Below are 14,522 nucleotides of genomic sequence, written 5' to 3' on the forward strand. Positions count from 1 at the left end.
AGGTCACCGTCCGCAGTCGACGCCTTCCAGCGCATCGACGCAGTTCAGTCCAAGGTGACGGTTACTGCCTTGACTTGGGTGTAGGACAACAGTTCCTCCGTGGACTCTTCGGATCCAACACCTGACGATTTCCAACCGCCGAAGGGCAACCCCCAGTAATGGCGTGCACTGCCGTTTATCCAGACGTAGCCGGCATCAAGTCCCGCAGCCATGCGGTGGGCTTGGCTTACGTCGTTGGTCCACACCGCGGCGGTCAACCCGAACTCGACGCTGTTGGCAACTTCGACAGCCTCGGCTTCGTCACGGACGGTCAGCACCGAAAGAACGGGCCCGAAGATCTCGTCGCGGGCGACATCGGCTTGTGGTGCCACTCCAGCCAATACGGTCGGGGCGACATACCAGCCTTTGCTACCAACACCCTGCGCGCGTCCTCCACCGGTAAGTACGCTGGCGCCGCCCGCCCGTCCTGACTCGATGGCCCGCAACGACTTTGAGTATTGCGCTTGGTCGATGACGGGTCCCATGTCCGTGCCGTCAACGAGCGGGTCGCCTACCTTGATGGCAGCGACCTGATCGACGACCAGATCAATCACCTCGTCAGCGATCGCTTCGTGCAGCAGCAGTCTGCTTGTTGATCCGCATGATTGGCCCGCGGTGGTGGTGAAGTTCATCCCTACCACGGCGCTTTTGGCAGCCGCCTCGAGGTCGGCGTCGGGCATGACGATCATCGGGTTCTTGCCGCCGAGTTCCAGCGTGACGTATTTGACGCCGTGCTCGGCCGCCAAGCGCTGGATATGTCGGCCCGTGCCCGGGGAGCCGATGAAGCCGATTCGCCGGACTAGTGGATGGGCAACCAACGCGGCGCCGGCAGTTGCCCCGTGCCCGGTTACCACCCCGAATAGGCCTTCGGGCAGGACCTCCCTGGCGAGCTCGGCGAGCCGGATGGCCGACAACGGTGTTTGATCGGGAGCTTTGAGCACCACGGCGTTCCCCGCCATCAGCGGAGCGGCGATCTTGGATCCTGCAAATAGGACGGGATGATTGAAGGGGACGATTCGAGCGACTACGCCGTAGGGCTGCTGCAGCGTGTAGTGCAGGTTCGCCGAGAGCGGGATAGTCCGTCCGCCGAGGTCGAGCGCGTCGTCTGCCATCAGCTCGAGCACGTCGGCCGCCCACGTGACGTCGTCGCGCATCGCAGGCAGTGGAAAGCCGCCGTCAATTGCGTCGAGCAGCGCGAGCTCTTCAGAGTGATCGCGCATGAGTGTCGCCAAAGCCCGCAGCGCGGTGCCGCGCTGGCGAGGCGTCCGCAGCGCCCAATCGCGTTGAGCGGCATGTGCAGTCGCCACCACCCTGTCGACATCCTCACTGCTGCAGTCGGGCACCTGGGTCAGCACGTCGCCGGTACACGGATCCTCCACGTCGTAGACGCTTTGGCCCTGCAAAGTTGCGTCACCTAGCGGGAGCGTCCACGTTCTCATGACTGCACTCCGTGGGTCGTCTACCACTCATCGCCTCCTTGATAGTTGACACGTGCTTGTCAGCGGGCATCCTCTTGCTAGCAGATAATATCTCCGCAATACAGAAAGTTTAGCTCATCGAAAGCGTGCTCCCAAAGCTTCGTTGCCTGCCGGCTGGCCGCATCACCGCACGGATTCGAAGAATGCGCGGATGTCGTCGACGAAGAGCCTCGGTTGTTCCAGAGCGGCGAAGTGCCCGCCGCGCGGCATGGTCGTCCAATGGGTGATGTTGTAGATCGGTTCGCACCAACTTCGCGGTGCGCGCAGGACCTCCTTGGGGAAGGCAGCAATACCAGTGGGCAATTCCACACGAGTTGTCGCGTCCAGGGTCTTGAAGCTCTCCCAGTACAACCGGGCCGAGGAGGAGCCACTATTGGTAGCCCAGTACATCATGACGTTGTCGAGGAGCTCATCGCGGCTGAGCACGTTCTCGGGATGGCCGTCGCAGTCCATCCACGCTGCGAATTTCTCGACGATCCAGGCCATCTGGCCGACCGGCGAATCGGCCAGTCCGTAGCCGAGCGTCTGTGGCCGGGTGGACTGCTGCTCGGAATAGCCCGTGCCCCAACGCTGGTGGTGCGTCAATGCGGCCAGCGCCTCCCGCTCTTCCTCCGACGAATCGGCGATGTCCCCCGCCGGAGGATAAGCGATCGGCATGTTCAGATGGATGGCGGCGCAGTGGCCGCGGTGGCGGCCCATCTGGGTGGTGACGGCTGCGCCCCAATCGCCGCCTTGGGCGCCGTAGCGCGCGTAGCCGAGGCGCAGCATGAGCGTCTCCCATGCCTGCGCGATCTTGTCCACACCCCACCCGTGGCGGATGGGCTTGCCGGAGAAGCCGTATCCGGGAAGCGACGGACAGACGACGTGGAAGGCGTCCTCGACCTGTCCCCCGTGGGCAGTCGGATTGGTCAGCGGCTCAATCACTTTGTGAAACTCGACGATTGAGCCGGGCCAGCCGTGGGTGATGAGCAGCGGGAAAGCGTCTTGGTGCGGGGATCGCTGGTGGATGAAATGGATGTCCAAGCCATCGATTTCGGTGATGAACTGAGCGAATCGGTTGAGCGCGGCTTCACGCGACCGCCAGTCGTATCCGCTCGCCCAGTATTCGGCCAGTTCCCGGGTGTAACCCAACGGGATGCCCTGGCTCCAGTCCGCTACGCATTCAGCTTCCGGCCAACGGGTCTGTGACAAACGCGTTCGCAGATCATCGAGAACTTCATCGGCAACGTCGATGCGAAACGGTCTCACTGCGGGTCGGGCACTCAAGGCTGCTCCTCACACGCTACCTGCGGCTCGCGGGCAGCCGCGGCCGTGTCTGGAATACTGCTCATATCGGCTCGAAACCCGATATCAGCCAACGGTTTCCGATTCTGTCGAGGGTCACCCGAACGACGGAGTCAGTATCTGTCGGCGCGTCATTGCCCACTACGGTGGTTTGGTCGACGAACACCAGCACTACGGCATGGTTTTCACTGGCGGAGACGGAGGCGGCACCAGTCACCTTGGCGGTGGCCGAGATTCGTTTCTGCTGTGCTCCAGGAATCACGACATCATCAGTCAACGAGGTGTATGAATCGCGAAACGGCCCTGTCAGTCCCTCGCGCGCAGCCTTCAGCTTCGCGGTTGCCGTGTCAGGTGTGTAGGAGAGCATCGCGACCGTCGCTTCGGTTGCGATCTGAGCGGTTTGCACCCGAGCGCGGTCGGCATCAGCGGCGGTCGCTTCCTGGTACTTGAAGTAGCCCGCGCCGAGCGCCAACAGCAGGGCGACAGCCGGCAACACCCAGAATCCGAGCACGCGCACGATGTTGCCGCGACGTCTGTCTGGTGTGGCGCCATCGCGCGCGTGCTCGCATTCTGGGGCGACGCCGACAGCCTGATCGTCGCACTCGACTTTCCCTGGTGAGTTCGTCATGCCACGAACTCCACGTCAGAGACCTTCGCGTCGTTGCCGACTTTCTGCACCGTGACGCGCATTCGCCATGTTCGGGGTTCTCGTTCTGGCCCCTCGCCGACAGTGGTCTTCACGTTGACAGCGACCAGCACCTGGGCCGTGTCACGGGACTGCGACTCCAAGCCGGCCTCGGTGATGGTGCCCTCCGATTTCGACTTCACCTTGTTGACCACATCGATGAATGGTTGTGAGCGCTGGGCGAACTCGTCGTAGAACTTGCCTGTGGCTGAGTCGAGAATGCGCTTCACATCGGCGTCTGCGTGCTGCCAGTCGATCGTGGTCAGATTCAGTGCGCCTTGACGTCCGACCTGCACGAACAGCTGGCGCTGTTCGAAGGCCTGATGCGCTTGGTAGGCCCGGTAGCCCAGCCAACCGGTCAGTGCGGCCAACGTCACGACCGCTACCAACCCCATCACGAGCCCCAGTCGCTGCGGCGGCATTGGGCTTCGCCAGGCGCGCGTGGTGACCCGCGACTGTTCGTCGTCGACACCTTCGGACGGGTCGCCGCCGCTGGCGTCCGTCCTGTCAGCGCCCATTTCGGGGGCGATATCGACGGTGTCATCAGGGGCAGGCGAGGGCGGTGTGTGGTCGTCGCGGACGGGTTCGTCGGTATCCCCGGTGGTATGCGTTGTCACGGTTCACCGTCCTTTGGCGGAAGCAGCATGTCCTGCCAGGTGTGCTGCCCGGCAGCGTTCCGAGCCAGATCCGCTTGCCGGTACTGTTTGCCATCCGGTCCGATGTAAATGCCGGTGCTCGGGTCGTACTCGGCGACCGCAATCGGGGCGGTCACCGGTACCGAGGTGGGCGGCGGCGTTCCTGGCGGCGGCTGCGGAACTGGCTGACCGGACAGCGTCGCGTTCGGGTCGCCTTTCCAGTTGGCGCCGTCGTTGAGAGGTACGTAGTTTTCGTCGCTTTCGCACATCTTCACCGTCGGCGCCCGCTTTCCCGGTCGTGTTTCACAGGGCAGGTTGCGGGCGCCGCGAACGTTCGTGAGGCCGGAATCCTGTGGTATCCGGCAGTACAAGTCCCCGGCCGGTTTCGGTGGGTAATCGACCTCAGACATTGCGCGTTGCTGTTGGGCGGGCAGGTATCCCGTTCTGCATGGCGGGGGCACATTGAGGTTCAGGTTGAAGGACAGGAACACGCCCTTGTAGTCCTGTTTGGTGTTTCGGTTGGCCAGTGCGGCACCCTGGAGGCCGGCGATCTCGATCGGATACAGGGCGAGGATCTGCTCGAGGTTGGGTTGATAGGTGAGCGCCACTTGGCCGAGGCTGACCAGATTGGTCAGCAGGATGGGCAGGGTGGGCTGTACGCGGTCGACCAGCTGACGTACCTGGTCTGCGGCGGCGGGCCCGTTGACCAGTAAGCCCTTTACCGAATCATCCTGGAGCTGTAGCTGATTGGTGATTTGAGCGAGGTTGGCCGCCCAGGTGTGGATGGAGTCGGAGGTTTCGGTCTGGGTGTCCAAGACCGGTTTGGACTCATCGATGAGGGTGGTCAGCGCAGGCAGGTTGTTGCGCGCATCGATGGCCAGCGTTGTGGCCCCCCGCGTCAGCCGTGAAAGCTCGGGGCCCAAGCCACCGAACGCCGTATAGGACTCGTCGATCACCGTTTTGAGGTTGTCGCGCGGGATCGCCTCGATACCGGTGTTGACAGCCCGCAGCAGTGCGTTGATGTCGGGAGGGACCGAGGTGCGGCCGGCTGGTATCACGTCGCCGTTCTTCAGCGGTGCGCCGTCGCCGCTTCGCGGTAGGAGTTCGACGAACAACTCGCCGACCGCAGTCTGGCTGTGCACCTGGGCGTCGAGGTCCGCCGGGATCTTGATGTCCGACTGCAGCGACAGCACGGCGTCGACTCCGGTGTCAGTCAGGCGGACGTCGGTGACCCGACCCACCGTAGTGCCCCGATACGTGACGTTGGCGTTGTCGTACAGGCTCGCTGCGTCCGGCAGCTTCATTGTGACTTGGTAGCGGCCGATACCGAATAGCAGGCTCGGCAGCCGGAGGTAGTAGAAGGCCATGGTTCCACCGGCCAACAGTGTCACCACCCCAAAGGCGGCCAGCTGCAACCGGACTCGCTTACTCAGATACATTACGGTCCTTGGTCCAACCGGTAGGGGGCGATCAGCGGATTTCGCGCGGTGTAGGGGCTAGGCAGTTGCCCGATCGTGCGGCCCCATTGCAGTTCCAGTTCGGTGAGTTTGCCCTCGAACCGGGTGCCGGTGAACAGCGCCGCGTCGATACGACTCAATGTCAAGTCCACGATGGTGGTGATGTTGGCGTAGTCACCGCGCCACCAATTGGTCAGGTTGTCCTTCACGAAGGGAACCGTGGTGAACAGGTTCAGTGAACGGGTCAGCGCAGGACCGGCGTTCGCGAGTGATTCCAATACCGGTCCCAGGTCGTTAAGGATCTGGATCAACGACTCTTTGGACTGGTTAACCGAGTCCGCGGCCAGCGCGCTGAATTTGCCGAGTTGGTCAACCGCCTCAACGAGCTTGTCGCGTTCGGCGTTGATTACCGCCAGCGCGTCGGGAATCGTTTCCAGGGCCTTGTCGATGACTGGTTTTTGTGCCGCGAACTGCGCGACCAGATGGTTGAGGCTTTCGGTGGCCGCGATGATGTCCTCGATTTGGCCGTTGATGTTGGCGGTGAAGATGTCCAGCTGTGAGAGCAGGCTGCGGAAGTCCTGCTCGCGGCCTCCCAACGCGGAGGTGAGTGCTGTGGTGATGTCCTGTACCTGCCCCACTCCGCCGCCGTTGAGCAGAAGTGATACCGACGCCAGGGTCTGTTCGGTGGACGGGTAGGCCCCAGCAGATGTCAGCGGGATCAGCGAACCGGCCCGAAGCTTTCCCGCCGGGCGAACATCGGTGGGGGGTGCCAACTCGACGTGCAGTGAGCCCAGCAGGCTGGTTTGACCCAACGACACGGTCGAGTTGGCAGGAAGCTCGACGTCGCCGTTGAGTGTGAGCGTGAGCAGCGCATGCCATCCTCGACGCTCGATCTTCGTGACCGTGCCCACGTTGACGTCGCCCACGCGGACACGCGAGTTCGGTTGAAGGTTTTCGACGTCGGGCATTTCGGCCTGGATCGTGTAGGAGCCCTGCCCGTGGCCCTGCGTTCCCGGCAGCCGAAAGGAGTTCAGGCCGCGAAAACCGCATCCCGACAGCGCGGCGATCGTCAGCGCGATCACCATCACCGCGACGCCGCGGGCGCAGCGCGTCCTCGTCACGAGCCGGCCCCGGGTGGAATGAGCATGCCGGGCAGCCCGGCGGCGGGATCGGTCTGCTGAGCCGACGGGCCGGGAACCGGCAGCGTGCCTTCGGCTGGTTGCGCCGGCTCGTCGAGGGGTGGCGGCGGGCTGTGGCCCGGCGGCGATGTGTCCGGCGCCGGTGAAGTCTGCGGCGGAACGTAGTCCGGGCGCATCCAGTCCTCACTGTAGGTGACTTCATTCGGCCGGGCGCTGGCCTGGACGAAGGGGTTGATACCGATCGGGGGGAAGTTGTACTGGCGGTTCTTGATGATCGGTGCCAAGTACTGGACACATAATTTCGCCGATTGTTCGTTGTTCAGTCGCGACGCGGCCTGTACTGCGCTGCACAGAAAGGTGATCGGATCCGCGAAGTTGGCGACGTTGAGAGCTCCGGTCAGCGTGCCCTGGGCGGGCTTGTAGAGGTTGGCGGCGTTGGACAACGTCGTCGGCGCGATGTGCAGCAGCTGTTTGATGTCGTCGATGCTGCCCGTCAGTGCCTGTGAGACTGACGTCAATTTGTCCGATGTGGTACCGAGCGCGTCGCGGTTTGCGGAGACGAAGGCCGTCAGGTCACCGATTACGCCATTGAGGTCCTTGACGGCGTCGCCGACTTCGGTGGGGTTGTTGGTCAGCAGCCCGGTGACCGACGCGAGGTTCTGATTCAGCTGGCGTATCAGAAGGGTGCTGTCCTGAAGTGCTGAGACGAGTGTCGCAAGATTCTTGACGCTGCTGAAGATGTCCGGGCTGTGGTCGGCGAGCGCAGACACCGACTGGGACAACCTGATGATCGCCTCGCGGATTGCTGGGCCTTGGCCGCGCAAGTTGTCGGCCGCGGTGTTGACCAGGGCGCCCAGCGTGCTGACCCCGCCGGGCTCGGTGGGCTGCAGCAATGTCGTTAGCCGTTCGAGCTGTTGGCGGAATTCGTCGAACTCCACTGGAACCGCGGTGCGGTCCCGGGGGATGACGGCGTTGTCCTGCAGCGCCGGGCCACCGGTGTAGCGGGGAGTCAATTGAATGGCGCGGGAGGTCACCAGCGTCGGCGACAGGATGACCGCTTTGGCATCGGCGGGCACCTTGTACTTGGCGTCGAACCAGAAGGCGATCTTGACTCGTGTGGGCTGCGGTTCGATGGAGTCGATCCCGCCTACCCGAACGCCCTTGATGCGGACATCGTCGCCGACGAACACCCCGTTGCTGTTTTCGAAGTAGGCGACGACGTGAACACGATCGACCTCGCGTGCCACACGCACCGCCGCAATCGACCCGCCCACGATGAGGCTCACCAAAACGATCGCCAGTCCGAGCTTGGTCCGAGAGTTCGTCATCGTCTGCCTTGGGGGATCGAGGAATCAGCCGGTCCGGGCGCGACTTCATCGGGTGCCGGCACGAAGAAGGGGCTTGGCGTCGGCGGCTGTGGGGCTTGCCGATCGAGTGCCGGCGGTGCCGGCGGACCCGGTGGGGGCCCACCTGGCGGAGGGGCCGGTGCCGGCTCGCGGTAGGGGTACCGAGGATCGCCCGGGTTTCCGGTGATCGCATCGGGCAGAGTCAATTTCGGTTCGCCACCCTGGCCGGTCCGCGGATAGGGAATCGGCAGTGCCGGGGTGCCGGGCTGGCCCACCTGGGGGTCGGTGCGCTGGGAAGGTAGGAGCACGTTGGGATCCAGACCGAGATCCGAGAACGCGGCATCGACGAACGGTTGAATGAACTGTCCGGGGACCAGGTTGGCGAGGTAGGCGTTGAAGAAGGGGCCGGCTGCGACGGTCTCGCCGAACTGCATCGCGTACGCCGCCAGTCCTTTGATGGACTCTTGGATCTCCACCTTCCGGTTGTCGAGGATCGTGAGAACCCCGTTGAGTTTGTCGAGTGCGGGTTTGAGCGTCGTCTTGTTTTCCGCGATGAACCCGGCGATCTGCCGACTGAGCAGCGAGATGTTCGTCGAGATCTCGTCCAGCGCCGCGCTTTGGGTGCGCAGCTGCGCCAACAACGCGTTGGTGTCGGAGATCAGGCGCACGATGTCATTAGTGCGTTCGCCCAGGACGGTGGTCGCCTTGGCGGCGTTCGCGAGGAGTTCGCGCAACCGGGCATCGCGCTGGTTGAGCGTTTCCGCGAATCGGGCGACACCCGCGACGGCGAGCCGCAGGTCATCGGGGGTGTCTTGGAGGGTCTGGGACAGCACCGTCAGCGATGTGGACAGCTGGTCGGTGTCGAGACCGCTGATGGTGGTCGTGAGGTCCCCGATGGCGTCCGGCAATTGATACGGCGAGGTGGTCCGCTCGACGGGGATGGTGCCGGAGAGCGTCCCGGCGCCGCGGGTGGTGAGGTCGAGGACCTTGTTGCCGAGAACACTGGTCGTCCTGATCGCAGCCTCGCTACGGTCGCCCAACCGGATGCCTTCGGCCACCGTGAACGTGACCAGTACCCACTGCCCGTCGAGGGTGATGCTCTGCACTTGGCCGGCGGGAGCCCCCGATACCCGCACCGGGGCGCCGGTGGTCAGTCCGCCAGCCTCGTCGAAATACGCCGAATAGGTCTTCCCGGAGGAGACGAACGGCAGCTTGTGGTAGTTGAGCGCGCCGAGAACCAGGGCGGCGGTGGCCACAACCCCGATGGCCCCCATGACGATGAAGTTGCGCTCGCCGAAGGTCTTCATTTGGGTGTGCACCTGCCGCTGTCTTGTCCCGCCAACTTGATGTACACGGGTTGTCCGCCCTTTCCATTCACCTTCAGCAGCAGATCGCACAGGTAGAAGGCGAAGTAGTTGCCGTAGAGCCCCTGGCGCAGCAGCACACGGTAGGAGTCGGGCAATGTCTTGAGGAGGTTGTCGAAATAGTCGCGATCTGCGAGCACCGCGGTCGCGGTGCGATCGGTCTCGTGGACCGCTTTCTGCAACGGTGGTCGTGCTTGTGCGAGGAGGTCGGCCACCGAGCGGGCAGCCTCGTTGGCGTAGGCCACTCCGTTGCTGATGTCCTGCTTGCGGGCTTGCAATCCGTGCACGAGCTGCGACAGCGAGTCGATGGCCTTGCCGAATTGCTCGCTGTGCTCGCCCAGCGATCCGAGCACGGAGTTCAAGTTGACGATGGTTTGACCGATCAGCTGGTCCCGGTCGGCAAGCGTGTTCGTCAGCGCTGCGGTCTGAGACAAGATGGAACCGATCGTGGCGCCTTGACCCTGAAAGGCTGCGATGAGTTGGCCGGTGAGCGCGTTCACCTGGGCGGGGTCCAGCGCGCGGAACAGTGGCCGGAACCCGCCGATCACGGCGTCAAGATCCAGTGCCGGCGCGGTGCGACTCAACGGGATCGTGTCGCCGGGCCGCAGTTTCTTGGTTCCGCCCGCGCCTTCCTCGATCGCCAGGTAGCGGTCCCCGATCAGGTTGTCGTACTTGATGACAGCCCTGCTGCCGTCGGTGAGTACCACGGAGTCGTCGGCCCCGAACTCGACCTGCACGGTGGAATCGTCTCGGACGGTGAGGTTTTTGACCTTGCCGACTTCCACACCGGCGATGCGAACGAAGTCTTGGCTCTTCAGTCCACTGACGTTGGTGAACACAGCGGCGTAGGTCTGCTCGCGCTCGAAGCGCAGCTGCGCGAAGACGGCGATGAGTGCGAATGCGCCGAGCGCGCACACGACCACGAAGATCCCGAGGCGCCACACGACGGCTGACACCTTATTTATCACGGCGGTGCTTCCCTCCGACGTTTGCGGGTATGCGCCGACGATGTGCGTGGCCGGCGGTCACGGTGGTGTGGGTCCCGGTGACGGCGCTGGCGGCACCCCGGGATAGAGGGGCGTTCCATCGGGGCCGTACTGAGGCGCGCCGTAGGGCGGTGCACCGGGGTAGGGCACGGGACCGGGCGCCGGGCCGCCTGGGTAGCGGATACTCGGCGGTTCAGGGACCGCCCGAGTATCCGGGAAGTAGTTGGCGTACCCGGGGAATCCGATGCCGGGATTGGGCCGCCAATCCAGTCCGGTGCCGAAGCCGGTGTTGGCGATCAGCTGTCTCACCGGGAAGTTCTTGGCGACGTCCGGCAGCGAGCCGCACCCGGGCTTGCCGCCTTCCCCGCCCTTGGCGGCGTCGATCGGCAGGTTGTCCGGATATCGGTACGGGTCGTATCCCGGCAACAGCTCAGCGTCCATGATGAGCGATTTGCCATTTCCGCCGAGCATGTCGGCATAACCGTTGTCGAGGGTCGTCTTGGCGCCGACGAACAAGCAGGTGATCTCGGGGTTGTACTTCATCAGCAAGTTCGCCGTGGGTTCCAGCAGGTTGACCGCTTTCACCAGATTGTCTTTGCTGGGGCCCAGCAGGCCCACTCCGCTGCGCGACAGCCCCACGACGTTGAGGAGCAGCGCGTCGAGTTGCTGGGCATGCGTGCTGACCGTCACGCTCGTCGTGGTCCCGGCGGCCAGGGTGTCGATGATGTTCTTTGCCGCGGCGCTGTAGGTGTCGCTGACACCTTTGATCGCGCGGAAGTCCTCGCGCATCGTGTCGGTTCGTGGATTCAACTCCAGCAGAACGTCATTGCTCGCGGTGATCGCCTCACCGATCCTGTCACCTTGTCCCCTGACCCCCTCGGCGAGCGCACTGAGCACGGCGTTGAGCTTGAACGGGTCGATCTGTTTGATCAGCTCCACCACGTTCTGAAACACGGTGTTGACCTCGGTGGCGACGTTCTGCGATCGCAGCACTGCTCCCGCGGACAGCCGCTGCGGGCTGGGATCGGGCGGGTAGACAAGATCGACGAACTTCGCACCGAACAGGGAGATGGACTGGATGCGCGCCTCGACGTTGGCTGGGATGTACTGGATCTGCGCCGGGTCGATGTCCAGCTGGATGCGCGTGAAATCTCCGCCACTAATCGAGCTGACGTGGCCGACTTGCACACCGCGCATCTTGACCCGCGAGTTGGGCTCCAGCACGAGGCCCGATCGGTCCGCCGTCAATGTCACCGGCACTGTCGGGGTGAATGTGCCGCTGAACATGCTCAGACTCAGCACCACCGCCACGACGATGCCCACGACCAGGAACACCGCCCACCACTCGGAGGAGATCCGACGAGCGCCTGTTCCCTGTGTCACCGCGTCACCCCGCGAAGTTGAAGTTGCCGGTCTGGCCGTAGAGGGCCAGGGTGACCAGGAGAATCACCATTTGCGACGCGATCAGCGATGTCCGGGTGGCACGTCCGACCGCCTCGCCCACGCCCGCGGGTCCGCCCGTGGCGTTGAGGCCGTAATACGTGTGGATCAGCATGATCACCAGAACTTCGGCGACCGTGACGCCGAACGAGAAGAGCACGGCCTGCGGATCGAGAAAGGTGTCGAAGTAGTGGTCGAATACTCCGGAGCCCTGCCCGTAAAACACGGTGGTGATGACACGCACCGAGAAGAACGACATCAACAAAGCCACGCAATACAGCGGAACTACCACGATCATGCCGGCGACCACACGGGTTGACGCTAGGTAGGCGATCGGACGGATGCCCATCACCGCCAGCGCGTCGACCTCCTCGTTGATCTTCATCGCGCCCAGCTGCGCGGTGGTACCGGCACCAATCGTCGCAGCGAACGCGAAAGCCGAGCTGGCCGGAGTGACCAACCGAACGTTGACGAAGGCAGAGGTAAAACCCGCCAACGCTTCCACACCGACCTGAGACATCTGGTTGTAGGCCTGACTTGCCAAGGCGCCGCTCGTCGACAAGTTGAGGAAGGCAACCACCGCCACGGTGCCACCCACCACCGCCAAGGAGCCCGCGCCGAGACCGATCGCGGCGATCTGGCGCAACAATTCAGCCCGGTAGATGCTCACCGCCTGCCCGATTGAGCCGATCGACTGAGCGTAAAAACGGGCCTGATCGCCGAGATCCTTCCACCTGGCCCTCGACCCGCTCAGCGCGCGAGCGATACGAGGACGTCTGTGTCGTAACACGACGCTCGCGCTCACTTCGTAACCTCGAACCCGACCGCCGTGACGATGGCGTTGACGACGAACAGCAACAAGAACGCGATCACAACCGTCTCGTTGACCGCATTACCGACGCCGGCCGCGCCTTTTTGCACACGCAAGCCCTGGTAGCAGGCAATCAGACCGGCCACGAAACCGAATAACGTGGCCTTGACTAAAGAGACCAAGACATCGCTGAGGCCGGTGATCAGCGTCATGCTCGCGACGAACGACCCTGGTGTCACGTGCTGGAAGTAGACCGAAAAATAGAAAGCGCCTAGGAGGCCGGTCACGGTCACCACAGATGACAGCAGGACCGCGACCGTGGTCGTCGCCAGCACCCTGGGGACAACCAGGGAATGGATCGGGTCAAGGCCGAGGACCCGCATCGCATCGACTTCCTCACGGATCGTGCGCGACCCGAGATCGGCGCATATCGCCGAAGCGCCGGCACCCGCGACGACGAGGACGGTCACGAAGGGGCCGATCTGGTTGACCGCGCCCAATGCTGCGCCGGTCCCCGAGAAGTCGGCGGCACCGAATTCGAGAAGCAACGTGTTGAAGGTGAATGACGTCAGCACAACGAGGGGAATCGACAATGTCAGCGCGGGGACCATGGACACCCGCGCCACGAACCATGTTTGGAGCAGAAACTCGCGCCACGGGAAGGGTGGTTTGACCATCGCCACGAACATGTCCAGCGTCATCGCGTAGAGCCCGCCAATAATGCTGAGTGGTTTCAGCGCTTTGACGTCAGCCGCTGCCGGGAAGGCTTCGACCGTGTTGCGGAGGGAGAAGCGTTTCACTCGAAGACCCCATTACTGTGCTGAAGTCCGCCTCCGGGACCGGAGTCCGCCTCGCAGCGGCCACGCCGACGCCCACAGCATCGCCAGAATGCGTCCATGACAGCCGGTACGGCGAGGCCGCTTCGCCCGAAAACGTTCAAGTCACTGCTCCCTAGCGCGCCTCATCAGAGGTTTCAGCCGTCACGCAAATTGCTGGCCGCAGTGTGATGTCGAAACGAAGTCCGATGTCGTCGCGGGTTGCGATGAGGGCTTGCCGCTGCTCGGCGGGCAGGCGGCGCAGCAGGGAGTCTTTGGCGAGATGGCACCCTGGAAGGTAGGCGCGGGTGATCAGCCGATCGAGACACCCCCGGGCTTCTACTGATACCGCGATGAACGGCGCTGATCCGTGCTCAGGTGCTTGAGGCGGCACCATATTCACGCAGTAACGACCCTGTTGGTCGGTGATGACGCAAGTCGGGCGAGTACCATTCCGGCCGCTCCGCCGCAGTCCAGTCTTCGCCACCGCGTTGTCGTCGCCCGCGGAATGCCAGGTCTCGATCAAGGCGTCAGGAACTGGTCGACCATCTTCACCGGTGATCACCCCGTGTAACTGAATGGCCCCGGATGCGCCGACCGGCCGGTCGCAATGCCACCGCGAAGTAGCTGCCATGTTCAGTCTCCCCAGACGAGTCCGTCGACCTGACCTAGGAGGCGGAGTCCGGCGCCGAGCACCGCCATGTTCGCCATCGCCACCTTGACCGGGCCCACGAATTTGATCTTGCGCGTCGCGATGGCGTTCGCTACGCCAAGCTCGCCGTCCGCGACCCGGTGCCAGACGCTCGCGGTTGCAGTCAGAACGAAGTCAGGCTTTCGCCCTTCGATCTGCACCCCGCCGTAGATGGCCTCACCATCGGTGATCTCCAACTGTGAGACCTGGTCGTTGGCGTCCTGTACTCGCCATTCGATCAGCATGCTCAATTCTTTGGCACCCTGCCGGATCTCGGCCGAGTCGTTCCACAGGTCGCGGTACGCGCGTGCCCACTCGGGCGACATCAACGCAACGGCAGTCATTATCTAAT

The 14,522-nt window shown here is 63.6% G+C and carries 14 protein-coding genes; all 14 read right to left on the minus strand.

Annotated elements, in window-relative coordinates; genetic code table 11:
* Positions 1–44 precede the first annotated feature (44 nt).
* Positions 45–1,478, minus strand: a complete 1,434-nt coding sequence (locus K0O64_RS27450) for an aldehyde dehydrogenase family protein (protein WP_011559069.1) — start codon at positions 1,476–1,478, stop codon at positions 45–47.
* A 162-nt stretch (positions 1,479–1,640) separates the two neighbouring features.
* Positions 1,641–2,765, minus strand: coding sequence for an epoxide hydrolase family protein (locus K0O64_RS27455; protein ID WP_164520249.1), 1,125 nt, complete (start codon positions 2,763–2,765; stop codon positions 1,641–1,643).
* A gap of 79 nt (positions 2,766–2,844) precedes the next feature.
* A complete protein-coding gene (locus tag K0O64_RS27460; RefSeq protein ID WP_081845412.1) occupies positions 2,845–3,429 on the minus strand; it encodes a hypothetical protein in 585 nt (194 codons plus the stop codon).
* The gene (locus K0O64_RS27465; protein ID WP_036348778.1) at positions 3,426–4,103 is read right to left on the minus strand and encodes an Rv1363c family protein; all 678 of its coding nucleotides are present in this window, start codon (positions 4,101–4,103) and stop codon (positions 3,426–3,428) included. The genes K0O64_RS27460 and K0O64_RS27465 overlap by 4 nt, the downstream gene beginning before the upstream one ends.
* The gene (locus tag K0O64_RS27470) at positions 4,100–5,560 is read right to left on the minus strand and encodes an MCE family protein (RefSeq protein WP_036348775.1); all 1,461 of its coding nucleotides are present in this window, start codon (positions 5,558–5,560) and stop codon (positions 4,100–4,102) included. Before K0O64_RS27470 ends, K0O64_RS27465 begins: the two co-directional genes overlap by 4 nt.
* On the minus strand, positions 5,560–6,699 hold the full coding sequence (locus K0O64_RS27475; protein ID WP_036348772.1) for an MCE family protein: 1,140 nt from the start codon (positions 6,697–6,699) through the stop codon (positions 5,560–5,562). The genes K0O64_RS27470 and K0O64_RS27475 overlap by 1 nt, the downstream gene beginning before the upstream one ends.
* Positions 6,696–8,045: an MCE family protein gene (locus K0O64_RS27480; protein WP_036348768.1), complete on the minus strand. Its 1,350-nt coding sequence runs from the start codon at positions 8,043–8,045 to the stop codon at positions 6,696–6,698. Before K0O64_RS27480 ends, K0O64_RS27475 begins: the two co-directional genes overlap by 4 nt.
* The gene (locus K0O64_RS27485) at positions 8,042–9,370 is read right to left on the minus strand and encodes an MCE family protein (RefSeq protein ID WP_036348765.1); all 1,329 of its coding nucleotides are present in this window, start codon (positions 9,368–9,370) and stop codon (positions 8,042–8,044) included. Before K0O64_RS27485 ends, K0O64_RS27480 begins: the two co-directional genes overlap by 4 nt.
* Positions 9,367–10,395: a virulence factor Mce family protein gene (locus K0O64_RS27490; protein WP_096312494.1), complete on the minus strand. Its 1,029-nt coding sequence runs from the start codon at positions 10,393–10,395 to the stop codon at positions 9,367–9,369. The genes K0O64_RS27485 and K0O64_RS27490 overlap by 4 nt, the downstream gene beginning before the upstream one ends.
* A 57-nt stretch (positions 10,396–10,452) precedes the next feature.
* Positions 10,453–11,796 (minus strand): MCE family protein, encoded by a 1,344-nt coding sequence (locus K0O64_RS27495; protein WP_071948737.1) that lies wholly within the window; start codon positions 11,794–11,796, stop codon positions 10,453–10,455.
* A 4-nt stretch (positions 11,797–11,800) separates the two neighbouring features.
* Entirely contained in the window at positions 11,801–12,658 is an 858-nt protein-coding gene (locus K0O64_RS27500; RefSeq protein WP_071948736.1) for an ABC transporter permease, read from the minus strand.
* Entirely contained in the window at positions 12,655–13,464 is an 810-nt protein-coding gene (locus tag K0O64_RS27505) for an MlaE family ABC transporter permease (RefSeq protein WP_096312495.1), read from the minus strand. The genes K0O64_RS27500 and K0O64_RS27505 overlap by 4 nt, the downstream gene beginning before the upstream one ends.
* A gap of 151 nt (positions 13,465–13,615) precedes the next feature.
* Positions 13,616–14,113, minus strand: coding sequence for a dioxygenase family protein (locus tag K0O64_RS27510; RefSeq protein ID WP_096312496.1), 498 nt, complete (start codon positions 14,111–14,113; stop codon positions 13,616–13,618).
* Between the two features lie 2 nt (positions 14,114–14,115).
* Positions 14,116–14,496, minus strand: a complete 381-nt coding sequence (locus K0O64_RS27515; protein WP_225933554.1) for an SCP2 sterol-binding domain-containing protein — start codon at positions 14,494–14,496, stop codon at positions 14,116–14,118.
* Positions 14,497–14,522: the final 26 nt, after the last annotated feature.

Origin of the sequence: Mycolicibacterium pallens, assembly GCF_019456675.1 — a bacterium.
GTDB lineage: Bacteria > Actinomycetota > Actinomycetes > Mycobacteriales > Mycobacteriaceae > Mycobacterium > Mycobacterium crocinum.

Bases quoted from the DNA above. Each gene is read 5' to 3' on its own strand.
- K0O64_RS27470 (WP_036348775.1), bottom strand. From the start codon at position 5,560: ATGTATCTGAGTAAGCGAGTCCGGTTGCAGCTGGCCGCCTTTGGGGTG.
- K0O64_RS27515 (WP_225933554.1), bottom strand. From the start codon at position 14,496: ATGTCGCCCGAGTGGGCACGCGCGTACCGCGACCTGTGGAACGACTCG.
- K0O64_RS27460 (WP_081845412.1), bottom strand. From the start codon at position 3,429: ATGACGAACTCACCAGGGAAAGTCGAGTGCGACGATCAGGCTGTCGGC.
- K0O64_RS27480 (WP_036348768.1), bottom strand. From the start codon at position 8,045: ATGACGAACTCTCGGACCAAGCTCGGACTGGCGATCGTTTTGGTGAGC.
- K0O64_RS27510 (WP_096312496.1), bottom strand. From the start codon at position 14,113: ATGGCAGCTACTTCGCGGTGGCATTGCGACCGGCCGGTCGGCGCATCC.
- K0O64_RS27485 (WP_036348765.1), bottom strand. From the start codon at position 9,370: ATGAAGACCTTCGGCGAGCGCAACTTCATCGTCATGGGGGCCATCGGG.
- K0O64_RS27450 (WP_011559069.1), bottom strand. From the start codon at position 1,478: ATGAGAACGTGGACGCTCCCGCTAGGTGACGCAACTTTGCAGGGCCAA.